Source organism: Telluria sp. Soil_C_11 (genome assembly GCF_057657395.1).
In genome coordinates this window covers 94,225-118,797 of sequence record NZ_JBDGIN010000010.1, presented here as the reverse complement: position 1 = coordinate 118,797, position 24,573 = coordinate 94,225, and the positions used below count along the sequence as shown (strand labels likewise).

The following is a 24,573-nucleotide window of genomic DNA, read 5'->3' as shown; positions in this document are numbered from 1 at the left end:
CTACTCCATCAGGATTTTCTTATAAGTTCTTGCAACATTTCGGCCGAGAATATCATACGTCCGATGGCTTTTTACGTACGCTGGGCCACGCATCCCGAACTGCCGCGCCAGCGCTCCGTCGTTCAGCAATTGCAGCGTCGCTTCGGCAAACGCCCGGGCTTCCATCGGCACGCACAGCCCCGCCCCGCTCTCGTCGATGACCAGCTTCTGGTCGGGAATGTCGTTGGCCACGCTGGGGATGCCGAGCGCCAGGTACTCGACCAGCTTGGTCGGCGAGGAGACGTCGAACAGGGTGCCGCGCGGGATCGGCGACAGCCCGACCTCGGCCCGCACCGCATAGCCGAGCGCGGTGCGCTGGGGCAGCCAGCCGGTCAGCAACACGTGTTCGTCGAGCCCGCGCGCGACGATCTCGCGCCGCATCCAGGCCATTTCGTCGTTCGAGGGCGCGTCGCCGGCGATCACCAGCAGGGTGTCCGGCATGGCCCGGCGCAGTTCGGCCGCGACGTCGAGCAGGAAGTCCGACTTGCGCGACTGCGCGATGCGGCCCAGGTAGAGCACCACCCTCCTGCCGTCCAGGCGCGCATCGATGACCGGGGCGACGCCGGCGCGGTCGAACAGGGTCGCATCGACCCCCATCGGCACCGCCGTCATGCGCGCGCGCTCGAAGCCTTTCGAGGCCAGCCAGTCGGCCATCGCATCGCTCTGCACGAAGATGTGGCGCGCGCCGGGCAACACGAAGCGGTAGATGGCGATGCGCGAGGCGCGCGCGCGCAGCGCGTGCGCGGCCCACTTCAGGCGCCCCTTCAGGCCGCGCTCGTGGCGTGCGATGTCGTCGCGGCGGACCTCGAAGCCTTCGACGATGGGAAAGGACATCCAGTAAACAAAGGGCACGCGCAGCAGCGCGGCCATCACGCGGCCCAGCACGCCGCTGGCGATCTTGTCGCGCACCTGCAGGCAGTCCGGGCGCCTGCCGCGCAGGCCGCCGAGGGCGCGCCACAGGCCGACCAGGTCCCACAGCGGCGAGCAGACGCTGGCGAAGCGCGAGCGCAGGCTGCCCACCACGTGCATGCCGCCGGCCGGCCATGGCGAGCCGGGCGCATCGGTTCCGCCCTGCCCCACCAGCTCGGTGCGTACGCCATAGCGCGGCATCTCGGCGCCGAACAGGGTCAGCACGTCGGCGCGGATCGGCGGCAAGGGGTCGCGGACGATGAAGGCAATCGACAGCGTCGATTCGGGCGGCTGGCTCGGCATGGATTCCTTGCAGGATGCATAACGCTCGGAAGCCGATTCTAACGTAGGGTGGGCACACCGTGCCCACGCAAAAGCCAACCGTACGCGCGGTGTCAGCCGCAGCGCAGCGCCATCAGCCGCGGCAGCAGCCCGGCGCTGGCCTGGCTGTCGATCTTGCGGCAGAAATGCGCCTTCGAGGCGGCGATGCGCTCGAAGTCATGCTCGTCGAGGATCTTGGGATTGCGCGCGCCCTGCTCCGGCCACTGGATGTAGCGGAAATTCTCGGCCAGCACGCGCTCACCGAAGCTTGAGTTCATCACCAGGGTCTGGAAGAACATCTCGTCCGGGCAGGACACGCTGCGGAAGAAGCGCAGCAGGCCGGGCTCGCGCCGCACGCGCGCCAGCAGCTCGCACACGCAATCGCGCGACAGCGCCCACCACGAGGAGCCGCCGTAGGGGACGAGCCCGCGCGGCAGGCGGCGTGCGATCCCGCAGGCGCGCATCGCACGGTTCGCCAGCGAGCAGGCCAGGCGCAGCGGCAGGCCGGCATCGGGGCGGTAGAAATACCGGTAGCGGTAGTCGGCCGCCCACTGGCCGGGCGCGCGGCCGATCGCCACCGTGTCGAGCAGCTCGTGGCCGCGCAGGCCGTCCAGCGCCGCCTTCAGGGCCGGGTTCGAGAGCAGCGGGAAATCCTGGGCGCTGAGGAACAGCACCTTGTCGAAGTCGGGCACTTCGGCCACGATCTGGCGCAGCGAATTCAGGGTCGCCTGGACCTGGCTGAAGCAGCCCCAGTGCACGGCGACGCGCGCGCCGACCAGGCGCGCGGCGGGATGCACACTGGCGGGGTCGATGGCGCCCTTGGCGTCGAGGTGCACGTAGATCAGGAAGTCGTCGTCGCGCAGCTGTTCGACCAGCGCGTTGAGCTGGGCGGGATCCTTGTGGGCGGCGATGAGGAAAACCTGTTTCATGGTGGACGCACAAGCGAAAAAAAGTCCTTCGCGGCGCCTGCCTGCGAAGGACTCCGGCCCGCGCGCCGAGTGTAGCACGGCGCCCGGGCTGCCCGGCTCACGCCAGGCTTCAGTGCCTGCCCGCGGTCAGGGCAGGCTCACGGTCTGTGCGCCGACGGTGACGGTGCGGGTGCTGCCGCTGGTCGCGACCTTGACGGCCGGGCGCTTGCAGCCGACGTCCATCAGGACCAGGAACTCGCCGACCGACTTGCCGTCGTTCTTCAGGTAGAAGGCGCCGTGGCTTTCGGTCACGCCGGCTTTCGGCGCCGGACCGGTCCAGGTCGCGAATGGGGCATTGCCGTTCAGGTCGCGCAGGCACAGCGACTGGCCGCCCGCCACGATCTTCACGCTCGACGGGCTCTCCACCGTGATCGCCGCCGGGGCGTGGATGTTGAACTCGTAGGTGTGCGGGACCACGGCCGACAGCTTGTCGCGCACCAGCATCGCGTTCTGGGCCTTCAGGTACCAGATCTGGCGCTTGGCCATCGTCAGCTGGCCGCCGTAGGCCGGGGTGGCGTCGCCTTCCGAGTAGTCGTAGTTCGCATTCACCGCCCAGCCCGTGATCTTGCCGCCGCGCTGCAGCTGCTCGCGGTAGCCGTCCACCAGCTGGCCCTTGCCGCCGTCGAAGGTGATGGCGTTCTGCGACCTGGTCTGGTGATACCAGTCTTTCCACAGCGGCGAACCGTACCAGTCGTACCAGCCGGCCTTGACCAGCAGCGGCTGGCCGGCCACCGACAGCAGCAGGCCGTTCTGGTCGCCGTGGCTGTGGTTGAAGGAACCGTAAGGGCTCGACTTGAAGAAGATCGAGGTGCGGGAGGTAGAGCCGATGTCGCTGTGGATCGCGACCCAGCCGGTGCTCGGGTAATACGCCTCGTTCGACGGCGGGGTGAACACCATGTTGCCGGCGATCGGCATCGGATACGGCGCCGCGAGCACGGACATGCCGTCTTCGATGCCCGGCAGCTTCGACTGGTACCAGTTCGCGCGCGGGTTGACCATGCGCTGGGCGAAGGCGTGGAACACGCGCGGGTCCGGCCTGGTTTCCGAGCCGTCGCCGAAAGCGTGGACCTTCGAGCCCGGCGGGGTCAGCATCATCGAGAAGTCGAGGAAGCCCAGGGTCCACGGCTTGGCGTACATGTTCACGCCGGTCGCCTGGTTGATCGCATCCCACAGCGCGACCATGTAGCCGGCCGCGTACTCGGCATAGGCGGTGCCGTTGGCGTAGCCGCCTTCCGGACCCGCCCACGGCGACGGGGTGTTGACGTAGGCGCGGAAGGTGAAGTCGAACCACTTCTGGGCATCCGGGATGTCGCCCAGCGACAGGCTCGAGATCAGCGACATGAAGATCATCAGCGTGTTGCCGTGCGAATCGAACGGGTACTGGTCGAGGCGGCCGTTGTCGCCGGCCAGGTTGTTGAACATCTCGTTGGTACGCACGCGCACGATGTCCAGCCACTTGTTGCGGCGGGTGCCGTCGAGGTCGCCCGGCAGCATGTCGATGGTCTTGATCAGCGATAGCGCGATCTGGCGGGTGGCCTGGTCCTGGTTGGCGTAGCTGGTCGGGCCGGTCGGGGTCAGCGAGGCGAGCTGGTCGCCGCGCTTGATCGCTTCGTTCAGGTAGACCTGTTCCTTGCGGATGCGCCACAGCAGGGCCGCGGCTTCCATCTGGCGGGTCGCTTCGTTGATCTTGTTGCGCACGTCGGTCTGCTGGGCCGCCATCTGCGCGGTCAGCGGCGAGGTGATGGCGATCGGCCAGCGCGCATCGCTCAGGTTGGGCAGCGCGGTCATCTGCAGCTTGACTTCATTGGTCAGGCGGCTCAGGTAGGGCTCGAGTTCGGTCCGCTTGGCGGTATTCCAGGTCGAGAACGGCGTGGTGGTCGCCGGCAGCGAGCGCGGACGGGCCTTGGACAGGATGCGGGCGCGCAAAGCGGCATTGTCCGGCACTTCGAACACGGTCGACTTGCTGGTGATCGAGAAGGCGCGCGGGCTCGACCAGTCGGTCGAATTGGCCGGACGCACGCGCCAGGTGTAGTTGCCCAGCGCCAGGGCCCTGGTCGGCAGGTACCAGTTGCGGTCGACCGTCGCCTTCACCGGCGAGCCGCCCACTTTCGTGATTTCGATTTCATAGGCGGCCGGGCCGCTCGGGTAACGCGCCCAGGCGAAGCCGGGCGGATTCTGGGCCTGCACCTGGCCATTGGCCGGGGCCGGCTGGACGACGAGGGGATCGGTGGATTGCGCCCAGTCGGCACGCGCGCTGAACGAACACAGCAGCGACGCCAGTGCGACCGCGAGGACAAATCCCTTCCGATGAAATTTCATGTACGAGCTCCGAGAAAATTAACCAAGACTTACAAGAGATGACCCGTCGGCATGGCGCCGGGCGTATTCGGCAATGTGCGCTGTCGTGAACGACGGGCGCTTGTCTGTTCCGAATAATAGTACCCCACATCAATTGATGTGCGGCAAAATTTCCCTTAGAAATCAAAGATTTTTCACGCTCATCGCGAAAATCCAACGGGTGTACAGACGACTTTGTCAGGGTAATATTTTCAGGAATGCAAGTCTCGTTTTTTAACAGAGAAGACAGTTTGGAAACTGTGAAAGCAAAGCGTCAAACTTGTCTGTTATGCCACTGTTTAGAAACCAACAGTTAAGTTTTTCGCCATCGGTCAGTGCGCCGCTCCGTGTGCCGCTTCGGCCCGCAGGGCCCGCATGCGTTTCATGTACCGTAGACAATAAATACCGAACGCCAGCGGCGCCTGGTTCATGTAGCGCCGCCGCACCTCGAACTCTTCCTGGCGCGCCTTGATCTTGTTGGCCGAGGACACGCTGCCCGCATGGTCGCGGAAGATGGTCAGCGGGCGGTCGACGGTGGCCGGGCGCGCCACCTGGCCGAGCCGCAGCCACAGGTCGATGTCCATCGCGTACTTCAGCTTTTCGTCGAACATGCCGACCCGCCCGAAGGCGCTGCGGCGGATGAACACGGCCGGATGGGCCACCCATGCCCGCCCGGCGGCGAAGGAGCGGTAGGTAAACGGCACGACCGGGTTCGGCGGAATCAGTTCGCCGTCCTTCAGCACCTGCACGCTGCCGAACACCCAGTCCACCCGCTCGCTGGCGAAGCGCTCGGCCACGGTGGCCAGCACGTCGTCGCTGGCGTAGTAGTCGTCCGAGTGCAGGTGGGCCACGTATTCGCCGGTGGCCGCTTCGATGCCCTGGTTCATGGCCCGGCTGATGCCGCCGCCGACGTCGCGCAGCACGCGCTTGCGTCCCGGGTAGGCGGCGATCATGTCCAGCGTGCCGTCGGTGGAACCGCCGTCGACGAAGATGTGCTCGACGTCCTGGCAGGTCTGGCGCTGCACCGAGGCCAGGGTATCGGCCAGGGTGGCGGCGCTGTTCCAGGTGCAGGTGACGATCGAGAAGACAGGCTTGTTGGTCATATCATTCTGCATAGAAGTCCAGTATGCGAGGGATGGCGCGCGACACGTCCATCGGGAAGGAATCCGGGAGCGGCACCGTCACTGGCGCACGTCCCAGCAGCTCGACCAGCCGCTCCACCAGGCGCGGCATGGTTTCGGCCAGCTGCAGCTGGCCATCGTAGTATTGGTAGGCCGCCAGCTCGGGCGTGCCGCCGCGCGCCAGCGCCAGGCACTGCTTGCCCAGCGCCAGCGCTTCCAGCACCGTGGTGCCGCAGGGTTCTTCCCACACCGAGGGGATCACCAGCGCGTGGCTGCGCGCCGACATGCGGATCACCTCGTCGTAGCCCAGCCAGCCGAGGAAGCGCACCTGCGGCCCGGCGTGTTTCGCTTCGAGCGAAGCGCGCAGCGGACCGTCGCCGATGATGGTCACGCGCGCATGCGCCGGCAGCCAGCCCTGGACCTGGGCCAGGAATTCGCCGAAGCCCTTGCCGGCGTCGATGCGCCCCACCAGCAGCACCTCCCCTGCCTTCACCTCGTCGGGCGCGGCGGCGCGTTCGCGCAAGAATGGGTAGCGGATGAAGTTGTGGATCACGCGCGCGCGCGACAGGTCGGCGCCGGGCACGGCGCGCAGGAAGGCGCGGCGCAGGAAGTCGGACACGAAGATCGTCTTATGGCGCGCGAACGATTCCGCGGTCTCCGAACGGTAGCGCCGCACCGCCATCCCGGACACCGAGCGCCGCAGCGAATTCGGGGCCGGATGGATGCAGGCGGCGCAGTCGCGCGCGTCGAGCGTGGTGCAGACGTGCTCCTGCTTGAAACGCAGGTGAATCACGCATTCGCTGCCCTGGTCGTGGCGGGTCTGGACGAAGTTGATCCCTTGCGGGACGTAGCGCCCGGCCATCGGCAGGTGGCCGTGGTAATGCACGACGTCGTATTTGGCGGCTTCGCGCAGCAGCGCGCGCGCGATGGTGCGCGCGAACCAGGGCCGCTTGAGCGGGTTGAAAAAGCCCAGTTGCGATTCCTTCCAGCCCGGGCGGGAGAAATCGAAGCCCGGCAGCAGGCGGCCGTCGAAGCCGATCTCCTTCGCGCTGCCGGCATGGAAGCGGTCGCTGCGTCCCATGATGTCGACCGTATGCCCCTGCTCCAGCAAGGCGTTCGACAGGGTGACCACATGCTTGCCCAGGCCGCCGATCTGGGCGCCCGGCAAATCTTCGGAAACCATCAGGATCTTCAAACCGTTTTCCTCATCGACAACAGACCCTTCACACGCGTCCAGGCCAGGTCCTTGTCGTTCTTCTCGATCACGAACAGCATGCCCCAGGCGAACAGCAGCGCCATGGTCAGCAGCACCAGCAGGACCAGGTCGAGCGGCCCGCCGTCGAACAGGCGGTTGCCCAGGTCCGCGGCGACGGCGACCATGCCGACCCCGAACACGCTCGGCAGGTAGGCCTGGCGCGCCAGGTCGCCGAGCCGCGCCGGCACCGTGCGTCCATGCACGGCGACCAGGAAGGCGCAGGTCAGCAGGATCGACGCGATCAGGTGGCCCCAGGCGGCGCCGGCGATGCCCCAGCCGTCCACGCCCACGTACACCACGACCAGGCCGAACAGCGCGCGCGCCAGCGCGAACATGCCGGAAAAGCGCGGATGGCCCATGCCGTCGTTGACCAGGGACGGCAGGCTGGTGAGCGAATCGATGAACTGCGACAGCGCCATCACCGCCAGCACCACCTGGCCGGCGCGCGCGAATTGCGGGTTCATCCAGTAGTACAGGATCTGGTAGGAGAATACCGCCACCAATACCAGCACTGAAGCATTGATGAACACGACATAGCGGCTGGCCTTCAGGTAGAGCGTGCGCAGGCGTTCCAGCTCGCCGCGCGCGGCCAGCGCGCTGGCGGCCGGGAAGAACACCCCGGACAGGCGGTAGGTCAGGCTCAGGATGCGGTTCGCCAGCGTCGAGGCGACCGTGAAGTAGGCCAGGCCGGTCACGCCGACCAGGGCGCCGATGATCAGCTTGTCCGCGTAGGCATACGAGAGGGTGGCGAAGCGGGACAGGAAGGAATAGGCGGAAAAGCCCAGCAGTTCGCGGCGGATCGCGGCGCCCGGCTTGCGCCAGGCGAGCCGGGGCAGCAGGCGCCGGATGCAGCGCCACAGCACCACGCAGTTCACCAGGCTCGCCGCCACCCGCAGCAGGATCACTTCGAACAGGCCGTAGCCCAGCATCAGCACGGCCACCGTCAGCAGCGGAACGCCGGTCCCGAACAGCATCTCGATGCGGCTGGCGATGTCGTAGCGCATCAGCGCTTGCGGGATGCTGTTCAGGTAGCTCTGCAGCTGGCCGAGGAAGAAGCCGAGCGCCGCCAGCCTGAGCGTGGCGACCGCCTCCCCCACCAGGGCGGGCGGCACCGAGAACACGCGCGTCACCAGGAAGTGCGCGCCGAAGAACAGGCCGAGCCCGCCCAGCACGCCCAGCAGCGCGTACACGGACAGGCCGAAGAACACGGTCTCGTCGATGCGTTGCTGGTCCTTGTGCGCATTGAACTCGGCGATGAACTTGACCGAGCCGGCGGTGACGTTGATGTCGATGACGGCGAAATAGCCGACGATGGCCGTGACCAGCGAATACACGCCATAGCTGGCGTCGCCCAGGCCCTTGACCACCAGCGGCACGGTGCCCAGCGCCACCAGCGCCGGGATCACGGCGCCGAGCAGGTTCGAGAAGGCATTGCGAAGCAGGCTCAGATTCATCGTGGAACGGAGGCGTGCGCCGGCACCAGGTTGACGTGGCCGCGCTTGCGCTCGATTTCCGCCTGCACGGCAGAGCGCTCGCGGGATACCGCCATCGCCACGTAAGGCAGGGCCAGGCAGATCGCCAGCATCTGGGTCGTGCGCACCTGCGGGAACGGGGTGCCGACCAGCAGGTCGGGCAGCATGAAGGCCAGCCCGGCCGCGCCCGCGGTCGCCAGGCCCAGCAGTTCGGGCGGCGCGGTGCGCAGGGCCCGGCGCGTGAAGGCGCAGAAGGCCCAGATCGTCCCGCCCAGCAGGATCAGGCCCGGCAGGCCGGCCTTCAGGGCGATGTGCAGCACCCCGCTGTGCAGGAACAGGCCGCCGTCCTGGCCGGCCTGCCACGAGATGTGCTGGTAGCCCGTGTAGCGGCCCCAGGTGCCGATGCCGGTCAGCGGGTGCGAAATGAAATCGGCCAGCGCGAACTTCAGCTCCATCACGCGCTCGCTCTCGCTGCCGAAGCGCTTCGACTGCATGTCGAAGATCAGGCTGGACAGGCCATGGCCCGCGCCCTTGGTCTGGCCGAGGCGTTTGAAGGCCGCGTACAGCAGGCCCGCGCCGACCACCGGCGTGCCCAGCACCATCAGCTGGATGCGGCGCTGCATCGGGAAGCGCATCATGACGATCAGGCCGGCCAGCACGAAGCCGATCCAGGCGCTGCGGCGGTAGGACAGCACCACGCAGATCGCGGTCGCGCCCAGGGTCGCCCATTCGACCAGGCGCCAGAACGACGAGCGCTGGGTCTTCACGATCTGGAACAGGTTGACGGCGGCGATCGCGAAGGCGATGGTGCACAGCAGGCTGTCGTTGATGTCGAAGAAGGTCAGCTTGATCTTGATCGCGTTCATGTTGGCGTACACATTGTTCGGGTCGCCCTTGAACACGGCCCAGCGCACCAGGCCGAACATCGCCCGTCCCAGGCCGGCCAGCATGATGAAGCGCGACAGCTCCACCGCGTCCTCGCGGGTGCGGAAGGACAGCACCAGCAGCGAGACCAGCGGCGCCATCCAGATGATGTTCGAGAAGCCGGACACGGCCAGGATGTCGGCCAGCTTGACGTCCATGAACAGGCCGGCCGCCACATGGGCGCCCAGCAGCAGGAACCAGGCCAGGAACCAGGGCCGCAGGTTGCAGGGCGGGGTCGGATGGCGCTGGAAGTTGGCCGACACGCGGGCGCAGCACCAGAACGCGAACATCATCCAGAACAGCAGCGGGAACAGCAGCACGCCCGAGCCGCGGGTGTAGATGCCGGGCGTGCCCACGGTCGCCAGCGAGCCGTAGCTGGTCGAGTTCTTGAAGAAGAACACCAGCATGTAGGCGTAGGCCAGGTAGCGCGGCCGCACCATCCCGACGCCGGCGCCGACCACCGCCAGCACGCACAGCAGCGCGACGACGATGAAGGGCAGCGAGGTATAGACGTAAAGGATGAAGGTCTGCATCGAAGCGCGTTATCCGTGGTTGGGAGCCTCGCCCATCAGGCGGACGCGCGCCTGCGGATCGACGGCGCGGAGCATCTGGTTGACGAAGCGGTCCTGGACCTTCCAGGCGCCGGCCTCGTCGGTCCCGATGGTGGAGACGCGCACCAGCATGCCGTCCGGGATCCGGCCCGACAGGCCGTACATGAAGCGCTGCATCTTCTGGTCGAGGCCCGACTTGACGGCCTTGTCGCCGATCGTGATCCAGTAGGTGATCGGTTCGTTGCGCGCATTCTGGCGCGCCACCAGGCGCTTGACCGGGACCTTGCCGAAGCCGGTCGCCAGTTCGTCGCGCCGGTCCTTGACCATGTCGAAGCCCTGGGCCACGTAGCAGACCTCGGGCAGGTGCAGCTGCAGCTGCTTGCTCTGGTCGCCGCCGTAGGCGATCGACAGCATCACGCGCTGGCCCTGGCCGTTCACGTAGGTGCGCGACAGGGTCTGGTCGTAGAGCGCCGCGATCAGCTCCTTCTGGGTCGGATCGGGCGTCAGCGGCACCACGCTGGTGTCGACGGTCCAGCCGGCGAAGCTGGTCGGGATCATCGCTTCCAGGCTGAAATTGGTCCTGGCGTCGGCCACCTTCTGGGTCGGGGTCAGGGCGCCGGTCAGGGCCGTGGTGCCGGCCATCGCGATGCCGAGGATGACGCTTGCCATGAATTTGCGGTTCATGCCGGCTCCTTCGCGCGCAGCGGCGCGCCGACCGCCTCCCTGCGGCGGATGAACCACTGCAGGGCCGAGTCGATCGACAGGATCAGCACCAGCGCGGTGACGAACAGCACCATGCCGGCGAAGCCGTGCAGGAAGCCCTGCCCCGCCGCGTCGCCGTAGTAATAGGTGATCAGGGTCAGCACGATCACGCGGATCACGTTGGCCGAGAACGAGATCGGGATGATGAACAGGGCCAGGCCGATGTTGCGGAAGGCCGAGGGGTGGCGCATCAGGTTCAGGTAGAACAGGCCCAGCGCTTCCAGGGTCAGCAGGGTCTGCAGGCCGGCGCAGGCGTCCGCCACCAGCAGCTGGTACTGGCCGATCTGCAGGATCACGCCGGAACGGCTGATCGGGTAGCCGAAGGCGAACAGGATGTGCTCGGTGGCCCAGGACACGGCCATCTTCATCGGCATCGTCACCGCGGCCACGAATTCGCTCGGCAGCGGCACCATGAAGATCATGAAGAAGAAGGGAAACCACAGCACGCGCAGGGCGCGCCCGCCGCGCTTGACCAGCAGCACCGCCATCGTCACCAGGATGATCGACAGGACTTCCAGCATCAGGATCTTTTGCGAGCGGCCCAGCATGTGGGCCAGCAGGCCGGCAACGAGGATGGGCCAGCCGATCCAGCTGCTGCGCGGCGGCGTGGTGGCTTCCAGCACCTCGGGCCACTTGCGGTAGATCAGCCACAGCGCCAGGCCGAAGATGATCGGGCCGTGGCCCTGCTCTTCGCCGACCCAGGGGCCGGTGAACAGGTCGTAGAAGGTCGGCGCGAACAGCACTGCCAGGCCGAGCAGCACCGGCCACCATTCAGGCAGCGCTTCACGCAGGGAGCGCATCGAACGGATCGCCAGCGTGTTCACTTCAGAACTCCATCACCACCGAACCGAGGATCTCGCAGCCGGCGTCCACCAGTTGCTCGGCGGTGCGGCCGATGTGCGAGATGCGGGTGTAGTTCTTGCGCGTGACCAGCAGCGCGCCGCCGGCGCGGCTGGCGACCGCGATCGCGTCGACCCCGGCCTGGAACGGCGGCACGTCGTACAGCACCACGTCGTAGCGGCTCTCGAGCATGGTGTTCAGGTTGCGGAAGCCTTCGCGCGCCAGCAGCTCCTGCGGATTCGGGGGCAGCGTCCCGGCCGGCATCACCGACAGGTCGACGAAGGCCGGCACCCGTGCGATCACGTCGAGGTCGGCGCGCCCGGCCAGCAGGTCGGACAGGCCCTGGCGCGGCTTGAGCGCGAACGCGTCCTGCTGGCGCGGGGCGCGCAGGTTGGCGTCCACCAGCAGGGTCTGTTCGCCGAGCTGGGAAAACACGACCGCCAGGTTGGCGGCGAACAGCGCGGCGCCGTCATCCTGGTCGACGCCGACGATCGCCAGGGCCCGCCGTCCGCGCGCGAACCAGCGCAGCATCAGCTGGCTGCGGATCGCGCGCAGCGACTCGACCTGTGGAGAGAACGGCTCGTAGGCGGCGATCAGCTTGGGCGACAGGCCGGCCTGCCCTTTCTGCAGGTAGGGATAGGAGAACTGGCGCGCCAGCACTTGCTGGATGTCGTCCTCGCTGACCAGGCCGAGGCGGACGGCCGCTTCGCCGAAGCGGATCCCGGTTTCCTTCTGCATGCGCAGCACGCGTTCGGCATCTTCCGGATTGAGCTTGCCGGAATCGAGCAGGAGCGCGCCCATGCTCATTTCGGCGGCGTGGTCGGCATGGACGGCGGAGAGCATCGGTGAATTCATGGTCGGTCCTTGGGTCATATGCGCTTCGGTTCAGCCGCATCAATTCAGTCGCAACAAGCGGCGCGGCGCCAGGGAACGGATCCCGCCGAGACGGGCGCGCGGGGTTTTCCATTCGATGGTGCCGAGCACGGGGATGCCCAGCATGTCCTTGACGTCGCTCGGCGAACGCACCGGGCGGTTCAGCAGTTCCAGCAGCAGGGCCAGGCCGACGCCCAGCACGGTGCCGGCCAGGATGCCGATCAGGGTGTTCAGCAGCACGCGCGGGCCGGACGGCTCGGTCGGCGCGACGGCCGGGTTCAGCAGCGAAATGTCGGACTGCTCGGACTGGGCTTCGATGCGGGTCTGCGAGAAGCGCTGCGAAGCGGCGTCGAAGGCGCGCTGGGCGCTGTCGAGGTCCTTCAGCAGCACGCCGAGTTCGTCGCGGGCGCGGTTCAGCTGCAGCACCTTGGCTTTCTGGTCGGCCACCGCCTGGCGCAGCTCGGCTTCGCGCTGGCGGAACACCTGGGCGTTCGCGCCGACGCTGCGGGTGACGGTGCCGAGGGCGGCGTTCAGCTCGCCGCGCACCTTGCTCAGCTCGGCCTGGGCCGCCTGGTACTGCGGATGGTTCTTGCCATAGCGCGCCGCGGTGTCGGCGAACTTGCCCTCGGCTTGCGCCAGGTTGGCGCGCATCTGCTGGATCAGGGCGTTGTTGGCGACGTCCGGCGAGCTCATGCCCGAGCCGGCGGCCGCCTGGCGCGAATTGCCTTCCATCGCGGCGGTCTGGGCCTGGACCAGCTGGGCCGACAGTTCGTTCAGGCGCGACAGTTCGACGTCGACGCGGTTGTTGTCGAGGCTGACGATGCCCTTCTCCTGCTGGTATTTCGACAGGCGGGCCTGGGCCGCTTCGAGGTTGTCGCGCAGTTGCTTGGTCTGTTCATTGAAGTAGGACGAGGCCTTCTTGGCCGGCTGGGTCTTGAGCTGGACGGTGATCTTCTCGTACTCGTCGGCGAAGGCGTTGGCGACCGCCGCGGCGAAGGCCGGGTCGGCGCCCTTGAAGCTGATCTCGACCACCGAGGATTCGCGCGACGGCACGATCTCGAGCTTCTTCAGCAGCAGGTCGGCCAGCCAGTCGCGCACGGTGCCGCGGCCCTCGGTCGATTCATTGAACTGCTGGATCACGGCCGGGCTGCTGGCCAGGTGCAGCGCATCCACCACCCGCAACGCCACGTTCTTGCTGCTGATGATGTCGATCTGGGTCGCCATGTAGCCCGGCAGCAGCTGGCCCGGCATGGTCAGGCCGGTCAGCGGATCCACACCCTTGTAGTTCAACAAAACGGAAGCCGTCGCCTTGTAGGTCTTGCTCTGGATGAGGCTCCAACCCAGGGCCAGCGCGACCGTGACCAGCAGGGTCGACAGGATGATCTTCTTCCGTGCAAGCAAGATCAGCAGGAATTGATGGACGTTCATGGTGAACCTTTTTCAAAACGGGTGGAACAAAAACCCAAAAGCTGCAGTTACCCAAAAACTTCAAAAGCCAGACAACAACAAAAGAAATTCAGCAAACCACCTGCGTCTCGGGGCCTCGGGAAACCGTAGCGAGCAGGTCGCAGTTTGCGTCGAGAAGCGCAGCCGTACATCCGGTACGGCGAGCATCGCAGACGCAAAATGCGCCCGCGCAGCAGGTTTATCGAGCCCCCACCACAATCAGAACCAGGACTCTCGTACGGTGATGACGTCGTCGACCTGCACCAGGTCGTCGTTCTTCACATCCATCGTGTGCGCCACGCCGTTCGCATCCTTGCGGGTGACGCGCAGGCCGCGCTGGGTGCCGCGCGGGGTCAGGCCGCCGCCGGCCGACAGGGCCTGCTGCACGGTCATCGCGCGCTCGATGCGGAACGGACCCGGACGCTGCACTTCGCCGGTGATGTAGGCGCGCGGGGCGCGCTCGACGAAGATGATGTCGCCGCCGGCCACTTCGTAATCACGGTTCAGTTCGCCCTTGCGCACCATGTCGACGATGTCGATGGTTTCGCGGGTGGTGGCGCCGTTACGGGTGCGCACCAGGGTAACCAGGTCGCTGCCTTCGGCATTGGCGCCGCCGGCCATGGCCAGCAGGTCGAGCACCTTGCGCTTGCCTTCGACCGGATAGCGGCCCGGACGGTTGACCTGGCCCAGCACCGACACCTGCTGGCTGGCCAGCGTGGTGATCAGCAGGTTGACCTGGGCTTTCTTCAGGTAGCCGCCCTTCTCCAGCAGGCCGCCGATTTTCTTCTCGGCCTGCTGCGTGGTCAGGCCGCCGACCTGCACTTCGCCCAGCAGGGGGAAGGTCATGCTGCCGGATTCGGAGACGCGGGTCTCGGTAGCCAGGTCCGGGCTGCCGTAGACCGTCGCCTTGACCACGTCGCCCGGGCCGAGCACGACCTCGGCGGCGCTGGTAAAGCCGGCGGCGAGCGCCAGGGTTGCTGCGATCATCCACTTTACGAGTCGTTTCATTTTTGTTCCCTCTTGTCGATCAATGTTGAACGTGTCACTTCAGTCCGGCGACGCCACGGTCGAGCGCAGCCTTGTCGGTGTTGCCGTCGGCAGCCGGGGTCGCAGCGGCGCCTGCAGCGGGCGTGCCGCCATTCTGGTCGGCAACCGGCGCCGCATCGGTGCCGGCCACCGCACTGCTCGGGGCGCCGCCGGCCGGCAGCGTCGGCGCCGATTTCGGATCGGGCATCATCGATTTGTTCAGGTACTCGATCTTGGCAGTGGAACGCAGGCGCTGCAGCTCGGCCGACGCCATCTCCTTGTTTTTCTTGTTCGTCAGGAACTGCTCGATCTGCGGCGAGGCGACAGCCAGCGTCACCGGTGCATCCTTGACTTCGTTCACGGTGATGAACATCGCGCGCGGACCCTCCTTGACCACGAACAGCTGGCCTTTCGGCATGCCCAGCAGCTTGGCCGACAGCTGCGGCGGCACGTCGGCGGTGCTGCGGGTGATCTGGGTACGGCCGTACTTGACCTTGTGCGCATCCAGCCAGACGGCGATCTCTTCCAGCGACTTGGCGCTGTCGGCCGCGGTCCGTACTTCCGGCGTGAGGTCGTTGGCGCCGATCACGATTTCGCTCATGCTGAATTGCTTGCGGTTCGAAAAGAATTCCGGATGCTTGTTGAAGTAATCCTCCACCTCGGCCGAGGTCGGCTTGACCGGGTTGCCGATCTTTTTCTGCAGGTAGGCCTGGGCCACGATCAGCGACTTGGCGCGCTCGATCGCCTGCATGACCTTCGGATCGCGGTCCAGGTTTTCCTTGGCCGCTGCCTCCTGCAGCAGCTGGCGGTCGATCAGGACCTGCAGCAACTGCTTGCTGGCGGTGTCCTGCTGGGCTGCCGTGACGCCGGCGCGCTGCAGTTCTTCGTTGAGCTGCAGCACCGTGACTTCTTCGCCGTTGACGCTGGCGAGCGCCTGTCCCGGTTTCTTTTCCTTGGCCGCCTTGTCGCCGCACGCGCTCAAGGTTGCCGCAACCAGGATCAGCGCGGCGCACAGCACGCGCTTCGGAGTAGACGGGGTAGATGTCGTTTTCATGGCAGCCGGGTGGTATGTGTTCACGATAAGTTTCCTTGGGGTTGGGGGAACTCTTTTTTTGTGACGAAGGGTCGTACGCTTCAGTCTGCTACTGATGCATTCTGGGTGCCGCACGGTTGGGACTCTGTTCGTCGGCTAACACTCAGCCGTCCCCCTCGCATGCGGCGCCCGGATCAGGCCGCAGCCCGGTTTTCGCTTGCCGCCGTCAGTTCGACGAAGGCGGCGTAGGCCCGCTGCAAGCCTTCCGGCAGCGGGGTGCTGGCCTGCCAGCCGAGCTGCTTCAGCTTCGACACGTCGAGCAGCTTGCGCGGTGTGCCGTCCGGCTTGCTGGTGTCGAAGGCGATCCGGCCGCGGTAGCCGACGGTCTCGCCGACCAGGCGCGCCAGCTCGGCGATGGTGACGTCCTCGCCGGTGCCGACGTTGATGTGCGAATGCATCGGGTCGGTGTACCTGGCATAGGTGTCGTGGTCGAGGTTCATCACGTGGACGCACGCGGCTGCCATGTCGTCGACGTAGAGGAATTCGCGCATCGGCTTGCCGCTGCCCCAGATCACCACTTCCGGCGCGTTCGCCAGCTTGGCTTCGTGGAAGCGCCGCATCAGGGCCGGGATCACGTGGCTGTTTTCCGGGTGGTAGTTGTCGCCGGGACCGTAGAGATTGGTCGGCATCACGCTGCGGTAATCGGTGCCGTACTGGCGGTTGTAGCTTTCGCACAGCTTGATGCCGGCGATCTTGGCCATGGCATAGGGCTCGTTGGTCGGCTCCAGCATGCCGCTCATCAGATACTCTTCCTTGATCGGCTGCGGCGCCATGCGCGGGTAGATGCAGGACGAGCCCAGGAACAGCAGCTTCTGCACGCCGTTGACCCGCGCCTCGTGCACGACGTTGGCCTGCACCATCATGTTGTCGTAGATGAAGTCGGCGGGATAGGTATTGTTGGCGTGGATGCCGCCCACCTTGGCCGCGGCCAGGTAGACCTGGTCGATGCGCTCGGTACGGAAGAATTCGCGCACCTGGGCCTGGTCGGTCAGTTCCAGCTCCTTGTGGCTGCGGGTGACGATGTTGGTGTGGCCTTGCGCGCGCAGGATGCGCACGATGGCCGAGCCGACCAGGCCGTTATGGCCGGCGACGTAGATGCGGGGCTGAGTATTCAACGTTCACTCCATTGAAATTGCAACGTTGTAACCATGCGATGCCAGCAGCTTGTGGCGGCGCGCCGTCTCCAGGTCGCTCGCCACCATTTCCTGCACCATCGCTTCGAAGCTGGTGCGGGGCTCCCAGCCGAGGCGCTCGCGCGCCTTGCCCGGGTCCCCCAGCAGCGTGTCGACCTCGGTCGGGCGGAAATACTGGGGATCGATCGCGACGATCGGCTGCCCCGCCACGACCCCTGGCGCCTTGTCTCCGGTAACCGAGGCGATCACGCCGCGCTCGTACACGCCCTCCCCCTGCCAGGCGATCTCGATGCCCAGCTCGCGCGCGGCGAGTTCGACGAAATAGCGCACCGAGTACTGGCGCCCGGTGGCGATCACGTAGTCTTCCGGCGTGTCCTGCTGCAGCATCAGCCATTGCATCTCGACATAGTCGCGCGCATGGCCCCAGTCGCGCTGGGCGTCCAGGTTGCCGAGGAACAGCTGCTGCTCCAGGCCCTGGGCAATGTTGGACAGGCCGCGCGTGATCTTGCGCGTGACGAAGGTCTCGCCGCGGCGCGGGGATTCGTGGTTGAACAGGATGCCGTTGCAGGCATACATGCCATAGGCTTCGCGGTAGTTCACCGTGATCCAGTAGGCGTACAGCTTGGCCACCGCGTACGGGCTGCGCGGATAGAAGGGCGTGGTTTCGCGCTGCGGGGTTTCCTGCACCAGGCCGTACAGCTCGGAAGTCGAGGCCTGGTAGAAGCGGGTCTTCTTTTCCAGGCCCAGGAAGCGGATCGCTTCCAGCAGGCGCAGGGTGCCGATGCCGTCGACGTCGGCGGTGTACTCGGGCGACTCGAAGGACACCGCCACATGGCTCATCGCGCCCAGGTTGTAGACCTCGTCCGGCTGGACTTCGCACAGGATGCGGTTCAGGTTCGAGGTATCGGAAAGATCGCCGTAGTGCAGGAAGAAATGGCTGTTCTCGACGTGGGGATCCTGGTAGATGTGGTCGATGCGCCCTGTGTTGAACAGCGAGGCGCGCCGCTTGATCCCGTGAACCTCGTAGCCCTTCGAGAGCAGCAGTTCGGCGAGATACGAGCCGTCCTGTCCGGTCACTCCTGTGATCAGCGCTTTTTTCATGTTCTGGCTTGCCTTCCAGGTAGCAGGCCGCATCGGGTCTGCCCCTTAAAATATTGCAATCTCATCAATTATTCTACGCAGCCCAATCGGCCCCGCAAGCGACGATCCGATTGAAGCTGCCCCTTTAAGTCGTCCTTAAGAAGAAATCGCGACAAACCTGCTGCGCGGCCACAGCTTCGGCCTGCGATGCTCGCTGTACTCGCGTACAGCTGCGCTTCTCGGCCAAACCTGAGGCCGCTCGCTACGGTTTGTCACGATTTCTCATATTTAGAACGCGTTCTCCCTGGTCAGCACCACCTTGACCGTCTTCAGCACGATCCACAGGTCGAGCCACACCGACCAGTTGCGCAGGTAATCGAGGTCGTACTGGATGCGCGCTTCCATCTTGTCGAGCGTGGCGGTTTCGCCACGCAGGCCGTTCACCTGGGCCCAACCGGTAATGCCGGGCTTCACCTTGTGGCGCAGCATGTAGCCCTTGATCAGCTTGCGGTACTGCTCGTTGTGCGCGACCGCGTGCGGGCGCGGGCCGACGATGCTCATGCGTCCCTGCAACACGTTGATGAACTGCGGCAGCTCGTCCAGCGAGGTGCGGCGCAGGAAGCCGCCGATCTTCGTCACGCGGCCGTCGTTGCGCTGGGCCTGCACGACGGTGGCGCCGTTTTCCATCACCGACATCGAACGGAACTTGTAGACGATGATCTCCTCGCCATACAGGCCATAGCGGCGCTGGCGGAAGATCACCGGGCCGGGCGAACTCATCTTCACAGCGACGGCGACCACCAGCATCAGCGGCGCCAGCAGCAGCAGGATCAGCGACGCCAGCACCACGTCCGAGGCGCGCTTGATGGTGCTGTTCAGGCCCATGAACGGGGTCTCGCAGATCGCGATCACCGGCATGCCGCCGACGTTGTCGAAGCGCGCCTGCATCAGGTCGAAGATGTAGACGTCGGGCAGGAAATAGACCGAGGCCGTGGTGTCCTGCAGCTCGTCGATCAGCTTGCGGATCCGCGGCTGGGCCGAGATCGGCTGGCTGATGAAGATCATCTTGATGCCGTGCTCGCGCACGTACTGCACCAGTTCGCTGGTCTTGCCGAGCACCGGGTGGTGCATGGCGGCCGGATGGCGGTCCTCGGCGCGGTCGTCGAAGAAGCCGCGCACCGCCATGAACAGGTTCGGGTGCTTCTCGACCACGCCGGCGAACTTCAGCCCGACGTCGTTGGCGCCGACCACCACCACCGAGCGCACTTCCTTGCTCCTGCCGGGCGAATTCGCCAGGCGCGCCGCGATGTGGCTGGTCAGCAGGATCGTCGGGGTGGCGATCGCCCAGGCGGTCAGCACGCGCTCGTCGTAGAAGTAGCGCAGGCCGCTCGACGAGCCGAGGAACCACAGCACGGCGAGCGTCACGGCCCAGCCGAACACGGTGTCGCGCGCATACGCCCACATGCGCCCGCTGCGCCAGGTGCGGTAAGGATCGATGTGCTGGTACACGGCCGACGAGATGAAGAAGGCCAGCAGCATCAGCACCAGCATGTAGCCCGAGAACGGTTCGTGAAACAGCAGCGCCGACAGGTACAGGGTTCCCATGATGATCAGGGGATCGAGTACCCGCTGGAAAAACGATATCAGTGGTATGTCATTGACCGTCATAGGAACCCGATAAGACTGCGCCTCAGAACTGGGCGTTGGCCGTCAGCGTCACGCTGTTCGACTTGAAGCTGCCCGTGCCGAGGACCACGGAGCCGCTGCGCTCCTGGTGCGCCACCCCGGCCTGCACCTGGATCAGGGGGCGCGGTCTCCAGGTCGCGCGCAGGGCCGCCGTGCGGACCGAATCGCGCAGGTCGTCGGAACCCGCGAAGTCGCGCCGCGCGCTGTAGTTGCGGCGTTCGTAGATGGCGTCGGCGTTGACCGAGATCTTGGCCGTCGCGTCCCACTGGGCGCCGATGCTGGCGCCCTTGTTCAGGGTATAGCTGACCACCGTGCTCTCGAGCGGGGCGAAGTCGCGCCACACCGAGGCCTTGTAGGTCATCTTGCCGCGCGGCTGGTAGGTGGCGTTGATCTTGCCGGCCACGCCGCTGGTCCTGCCTTCGCCGAACGAGGCCTGGTCGCGGCGCGTGTAGCCGACCAGGGCGTCGAGCGTGGTCGAGCCGGTCGCCAGCCATTTCACGCGCGCCTTCAGCTCGTCCTGGGTGAAGCTGTCGTTGAAGGTGAACGGGCCGACCGGGCGCGGGAACGGATACTTGCCCTTCACGCGGCGCGCCACCAGGCCAACCGTGCTGCCGCTGCGCGGCAAGTAGTCGAGTTCGACCTCGGTGGCGTCCTCGGTGCGGTTGTTGAAGCGGTTGCTGAGCGCTTCGTAGGTGTACTTGTCGCGCTGGAAGGCGGTGCGCACCCGCCACGACGAATGGAAGCGCCAGGCGCCTTCCGCATACGTGCTGCGAGTGCGGCGCAGGTTGCGCTCGCTGCTGCTGAAATCGGTGTACGGCGCCAGCACCTGCTGCAAGGAATAGCCGACCTTGCCTTCCAGGTGATTGCCCAGCTGCCAGGCCCAGTTTGCCTGCAAGTCCTTGCCATCGTAGTCGAGCTGCTTGAAGTGGTCGAAGTTCGTCTTCGACAGCTTGGCCACGAGGGTGATGCGCTGGCGGCTGTACATCTTGTCGAAGATCAGGCCACCCTCGCGCGTCCACCACGAATCGCCGCGCGTGTTGTCAAAGGCGGGCGCGTTATCGGGAATGCGCAGCAGGTTGTCGTCGTGGCCGTAGGCGACGCCGCCGTACACATGCAGCGCATCGTTGGGACCGGCCCCGGCCGGGATGGTGGCAAATGCCGACAGGATCAGCAGAGCGAGGGGACGCACGCGGGAGTTCAACATGATTGTCTGTCTTCTTAAAGTTAAATGCGCTGGACGGATTTACCAGTACGACCAGTTGCCTGTCCGGACGACCCAGATTCCCAGCAAGCCATTGGTGACGGCATGCGCCAGGATCGGCGACCACAGCGTTCGGTGGCGCATGTACAGCAAGCTGTAGGCCGCGCCCGCGACGATGCCGGCCAGCCAGAGGTTATGCTCGAAGCCGAACAGCACGACGGTGACGATGAAACTTTTAAGACTGAGCCGGGATGGATCAGCCGACTCGAAATCGGAGGCGTCCACCCAGCGCATCAGGAAGGAACGCCAGAACAATTCTTCCATCACGGGCACGACCAAGGCCGCACCGGCAATGCGGATCGCCACCAGCAGCCAGTCGATCTGGCCCTGGCTGCGCGGGTCGAAGCCGGATGGGTTTCCGAAGATCATCCAGCCGGCGTCCAGGCTGATCCAGAGGACCAGCACCAGCACGCCGGTGGCGAGCGCGGTCAGCGCCGTGGCGGGGGACAGGCTGAACGGCCTGAGTTCGGCATAGTGGCGCCAGAACAGCGCCAGCAGCAGTGCGACGACTGCAATCTTGAGGGGGTACAGCCAGAGGAGCGAGGAGGCAGCGACGCCCATGCGTTCGAGGACGTCGCCGGCGACGATGAAGAACAGGTAGGCCGCGAACGGCAGGATGCGCAGCCAGGCCGCACGGCTGAACATTGGCGCATCTGCCTGGACCGTTGCCGCGGCGGGTGGAGCGATGCGGTCGTCATGTTCAGTCATGGTTCTCCATCAGCAGGCGCCTGGCCTGCACATCCTAGCGAGCCATGCTACTCCCCCCTGGCGCGCGCCTCCAGGCGCTCCCAGCGTTCCAGGGTTTCAAGCAGCAACTCCTCGATCTCCGCGAACCGTGCATTGATCCTGCGTGCATCGGCGGGATTGGTCTTGTAAAAATCTGGCGCGTTCAGCTGGGCCGTGATCGCCGATTGCTCGTCTTCAAGGCTGGCGATGAGTTGAGGAAGCTCCTCCAACTCTCGCTGTTCCTTGTAGCTCAACTTTACCTTCTTGACAGCTGCGTTCTGTGCGCTGGATGACATTTCGACCGCTTTGGCCGGACTGGACTTTGCAGCCTGGGCCGGCGCCGCTGCCGGCGCCCGGGCGGCGTCGTTTTTCACGCGTTCCCAGTCGCTGTAGCCACCGACGTATTCGCGCCACAGTCCCTGCCCTTCGGAAACGATCACCTCGGTCACGACGTTGTCGAGGAAGGTGCGGTCGTGGCTGACGAGGAAGACCGTGCCGCTGTATTCGGCCAGCAATTCTTCGAGGAGTTCCAGCGTGTCGATGTCGAGGTCGTTGGTCGGTTCGTCCAGCACCAGGCAGTTGGCCGGCTTGGCGAACAGGCGCGCCAGCAGCAGGCGGTTACGCTCGCCGCCGGACAGCGATTTCACGGGCGAACGCGCGCGCTCGGGCGCGAACAGGAAGTCGCCCAGGTAGCTCATCACGTGCTTGCGCTGGCCGTTCACCTCGACCCAGTCGCTGCCCGGCGAGATGGTGTCGGCCAGGCTCGCTTCCTCGTTCAGCTGGGCGCGCATCTGGTCGAAGTAGGCGACGTTCAGCTTGGTGCCGAGCTTCACGCGGCCGCTGTCGGCCGTTTCCTCGCCGAGGATAATCTTCAGCAAGGTGGTCTTGCCGGCGCCGTTCGGGCCGATCAGGCCGACCTTGTCGCCACGCAGCACGATGCCGGTGAAGTCTTCGATGATGACCTTGTCGCCGTAGTGCTTGGACACGTTTTCCAGTTCCGCCACGATCTTGCCCGAGCGCTCGCCGGCGCCGACGTCGAGCCTGACCTGGCCCTGCTGGTCGCGGCGCGCCGCGCGCTCCAGGCGCAGGGCTTCGAGGCGGCGCACGCGCCCTTCGTCGCGGGTGCGGCGCGCCTGCACGCCCTTGCGGATCCAGACTTCTTCCTGGGCCAGCACCTTGTCGAACTTGGCATTCTCGATCTCCTCGATCGCCAGCAGTTCCTTCTTGCGCTCCTGGTACTTGCTGAAGTTGCCCGGGAACGACAGCAGGCGGCCACGGTCGAGCTCGATGATGCGGGTGGCGACGTTGTCGAGGAAGCGCCGGTCGTGGGTGATGAACAGCACCGAGCCGCGGAATTCGCGCAGCAGGCCTTCGAGCCACTGGATCGAGGTGAAGTCGAGGTGGTTGGTCGGCTCGTCCAGCAGCAGCACGTCCGGAGCGGACACCAGCGCCACGGCCAGCGCGACGCGCTTCTGCATGCCGCCGGACAGCGTACCCATCTGCGCTTCGCCGTTCAGGCCGAGGCGGTTCAAGGTCGTCTCGACCTTGTTGCCGATATTCCAGGCGTCGGTGGCATCGAGCTTGACCTGCAACTCGTGCATGCGCTCCATCACCGCATCATCGTTGCCCTGCCCGAATTGCCCGGTCAGCGACTCGTACTCGGCCAGCATCGCCTTCTGCTCGCCCATGCCGCCGGCGACGGCGTCGAACACCGTCATGGCCGGATCGAAGGTCGGCTCCTGCTCGACGTAGGCGATCTTGAGGCCCTGCTGCATGACCAGCAGGCCATCGTCGAGTTTCGAGCGGCCGGAAATGATTTTCAGCAGCGAGGACTTGCCGGTGCCGTTGCGGCCGATGAGACCGACGCGCTCGCCGGCTTCGATGGAAAAGTCGGCATGGTCGAGCAGCGCCACGTGGCCGAAAGCCAGTTGCGCGGAGGTGAGGGAGATGACAGCCATGATCGTGTGCGGCAAAAAGGGAAAGGCGCATTGTACCGACTGGCGGGACAGCGCTGTGAAAACCTGGAAGAAAGGGAAGCGGCGGCGGGAGTGGTGTCGCCAGCAGGAATCGAACCTGCATCTAAGTCTTAGGAGGACCTTGTACTATCCATTGTACTATGGCGACACACTGCGCTGGGCAGACCGTTATTCTAACCTACAGATGACTCCTGAACAATCGTCTCAGGCGTGCGTCAGCGCTTTGAACTCCACCACCCACACCAGCGGATCCGCTTCCCAGCTCCCCGCCCCATTGATCCGCTCCCACACCGCGCGATAGGCCAGCACCGGATCATCCACCGTGCCGGGCACGATTCCCTCCGCCAGCGCATCCCCGGCACGGATCTCCTGCAGCCGCTCGATCCGCACCGCGGCGATCTGGAGCACGATCCGGCTCGCCGCGCGCGGCATGAACAGCGCGTTGCGCTTGTGCCAGGCCGGCGCCGCGCCGGCCTCCCGTCGCGCGTGCGGATCCGCACCGGGGCCGCCGTCGGCCTCGTAGCGCCAGCGCTGGCCCGAGGCAAGCGTCATGTCGGTGAAATACCATTCGTCGCGGCCCTTGCCGGCATTGAAACGGGTGTCCCAGCGCCCGAAGGCGAAGAAAGCCTCGCGCACCCACAGGCGCTCGCCGGGCTGGCCGAAGCGGTTGCGGGCCGCTTCCACAGGTCCGTGAATCGCGCGCCGGGTCTGGGTCTTGGCGCCGGCCAGCAGCGCGCGCACCATAGTCCCCGAGAACAGGATGCTGCGCCCGGC

20 protein-coding genes and 1 tRNA gene are annotated in these 24,573 nt (G+C 65.9%); all 21 read right to left on the bottom strand.

Features of this window, described 5'->3' with window-relative positions:
- The 21 genes from AC3A6M_RS17310 to AC3A6M_RS17210 all read right to left on the bottom strand — a co-directional run bounded on the left by AC3A6M_RS17310 (position 1) and on the right by AC3A6M_RS17210 (position 24,543).
- On the bottom strand, positions 1-1,251 hold the full coding sequence (locus tag AC3A6M_RS17310) for a glycosyltransferase (protein ID WP_487853960.1): 1,251 nt from the start codon (positions 1,249-1,251) through the stop codon (positions 1-3).
- Between the two features lie 92 nt (positions 1,252-1,343).
- On the bottom strand, positions 1,344-2,198 hold the full coding sequence (locus AC3A6M_RS17305) for a beta-1,6-N-acetylglucosaminyltransferase (RefSeq protein ID WP_487853959.1): 855 nt from the start codon (positions 2,196-2,198) through the stop codon (positions 1,344-1,346).
- A gap of 126 nt (positions 2,199-2,324) precedes the next feature.
- Positions 2,325-4,556, bottom strand: coding sequence for a heparinase II/III domain-containing protein (locus AC3A6M_RS17300; RefSeq protein WP_487853958.1), 2,232 nt, complete (start codon positions 4,554-4,556; stop codon positions 2,325-2,327).
- A gap of 350 nt (positions 4,557-4,906) precedes the next feature.
- Positions 4,907-5,677, bottom strand: coding sequence for a glycosyltransferase family 2 protein (locus tag AC3A6M_RS17295; RefSeq protein WP_487853957.1), 771 nt, complete (start codon positions 5,675-5,677; stop codon positions 4,907-4,909).
- 1 nt (position 5,678) lies between these two features.
- Positions 5,679-6,878 carry a glycosyltransferase family 4 protein gene (locus AC3A6M_RS17290; RefSeq protein ID WP_487853956.1) on the bottom strand — a complete coding sequence of 400 codons (1,200 nt, stop codon included), beginning with the start codon at positions 6,876-6,878 and terminating at the stop codon, positions 5,679-5,681.
- An 8-nt stretch (positions 6,879-6,886) separates the two neighbouring features.
- Positions 6,887-8,404, bottom strand: a complete 1,518-nt coding sequence (locus AC3A6M_RS17285) for an oligosaccharide flippase family protein (RefSeq protein WP_487853955.1) — start codon at positions 8,402-8,404, stop codon at positions 6,887-6,889.
- Positions 8,401-9,879, bottom strand: a complete 1,479-nt coding sequence (locus tag AC3A6M_RS17280) for an O-antigen ligase family protein (RefSeq protein WP_487853954.1) — start codon at positions 9,877-9,879, stop codon at positions 8,401-8,403. Before AC3A6M_RS17280 ends, AC3A6M_RS17285 begins: the two co-directional genes overlap by 4 nt.
- Positions 9,880-9,888: 9 nt before the next feature.
- Positions 9,889-10,581, bottom strand: coding sequence for an exosortase-associated protein EpsI, B-type (gene epsI / locus AC3A6M_RS17275; protein WP_487853953.1), 693 nt, complete (start codon positions 10,579-10,581; stop codon positions 9,889-9,891).
- Complete coding sequence (xrtB, locus tag AC3A6M_RS17270; RefSeq protein ID WP_487854013.1) at positions 10,578-11,459, bottom strand: exosortase B; 882 nt, start codon at positions 11,457-11,459, stop codon at positions 10,578-10,580. Before xrtB ends, epsI begins: the two co-directional genes overlap by 4 nt.
- A 25-nt stretch (positions 11,460-11,484) precedes the next feature.
- Positions 11,485-12,354: a chain length determinant protein tyrosine kinase EpsG gene (epsG, locus tag AC3A6M_RS17265; RefSeq protein WP_487853952.1), complete on the bottom strand. Its 870-nt coding sequence runs from the start codon at positions 12,352-12,354 to the stop codon at positions 11,485-11,487.
- 39 nt (positions 12,355-12,393) lie between these two features.
- A complete protein-coding gene (gene epsF, locus AC3A6M_RS17260) occupies positions 12,394-13,800 on the bottom strand; it encodes a chain length determinant protein EpsF (RefSeq protein ID WP_487853951.1) in 1,407 nt (468 codons plus the stop codon).
- Between the two features lie 237 nt (positions 13,801-14,037).
- Entirely contained in the window at positions 14,038-14,826 is a 789-nt protein-coding gene (epsE, locus tag AC3A6M_RS17255) for a polysaccharide export protein EpsE (protein WP_487853950.1), read from the bottom strand.
- A gap of 34 nt (positions 14,827-14,860) precedes the next feature.
- Entirely contained in the window at positions 14,861-15,898 is a 1,038-nt protein-coding gene (locus tag AC3A6M_RS17250; protein ID WP_487853949.1) for an EpsD family peptidyl-prolyl cis-trans isomerase, read from the bottom strand.
- Positions 15,899-16,071: 173 nt separating this feature from the next.
- Complete coding sequence (gene fcl / locus AC3A6M_RS17245) at positions 16,072-17,052, bottom strand: GDP-L-fucose synthase (RefSeq protein WP_487853948.1); 981 nt, start codon at positions 17,050-17,052, stop codon at positions 16,072-16,074.
- A gap of 3 nt (positions 17,053-17,055) precedes the next feature.
- Positions 17,056-18,171, bottom strand: coding sequence for a GDP-mannose 4,6-dehydratase (gene gmd / locus AC3A6M_RS17240; RefSeq protein ID WP_487853947.1), 1,116 nt, complete (start codon positions 18,169-18,171; stop codon positions 17,056-17,058).
- 267 nt (positions 18,172-18,438) lie between these two features.
- On the bottom strand, positions 18,439-19,818 hold the full coding sequence (locus AC3A6M_RS17235) for an undecaprenyl-phosphate glucose phosphotransferase (RefSeq protein ID WP_487853946.1): 1,380 nt from the start codon (positions 19,816-19,818) through the stop codon (positions 18,439-18,441).
- A 22-nt stretch (positions 19,819-19,840) separates the two neighbouring features.
- The gene (gene epsL, locus AC3A6M_RS17230; protein ID WP_487853945.1) at positions 19,841-21,040 is read right to left on the bottom strand and encodes an XrtB/PEP-CTERM-associated polysaccharide biosynthesis outer membrane protein EpsL; all 1,200 of its coding nucleotides are present in this window, start codon (positions 21,038-21,040) and stop codon (positions 19,841-19,843) included.
- A gap of 39 nt (positions 21,041-21,079) precedes the next feature.
- Positions 21,080-21,805, bottom strand: a complete 726-nt coding sequence (locus AC3A6M_RS17225) for a CAAX prenyl protease-related protein (protein WP_487853944.1) — start codon at positions 21,803-21,805, stop codon at positions 21,080-21,082.
- Between the two features lie 47 nt (positions 21,806-21,852).
- Complete coding sequence (locus AC3A6M_RS17220; RefSeq protein ID WP_487853943.1) at positions 21,853-23,781, bottom strand: ATP-binding cassette domain-containing protein; 1,929 nt, start codon at positions 23,779-23,781, stop codon at positions 21,853-21,855.
- A gap of 91 nt (positions 23,782-23,872) precedes the next feature.
- A tRNA-Arg gene (locus AC3A6M_RS17215) sits at positions 23,873-23,947 on the bottom strand.
- 56 nt (positions 23,948-24,003) lie between these two features.
- Entirely contained in the window at positions 24,004-24,543 is a 540-nt protein-coding gene (locus AC3A6M_RS17210; protein WP_487853942.1) for a hypothetical protein, read from the bottom strand.
- Positions 24,544-24,573: the final 30 nt, after the last annotated feature.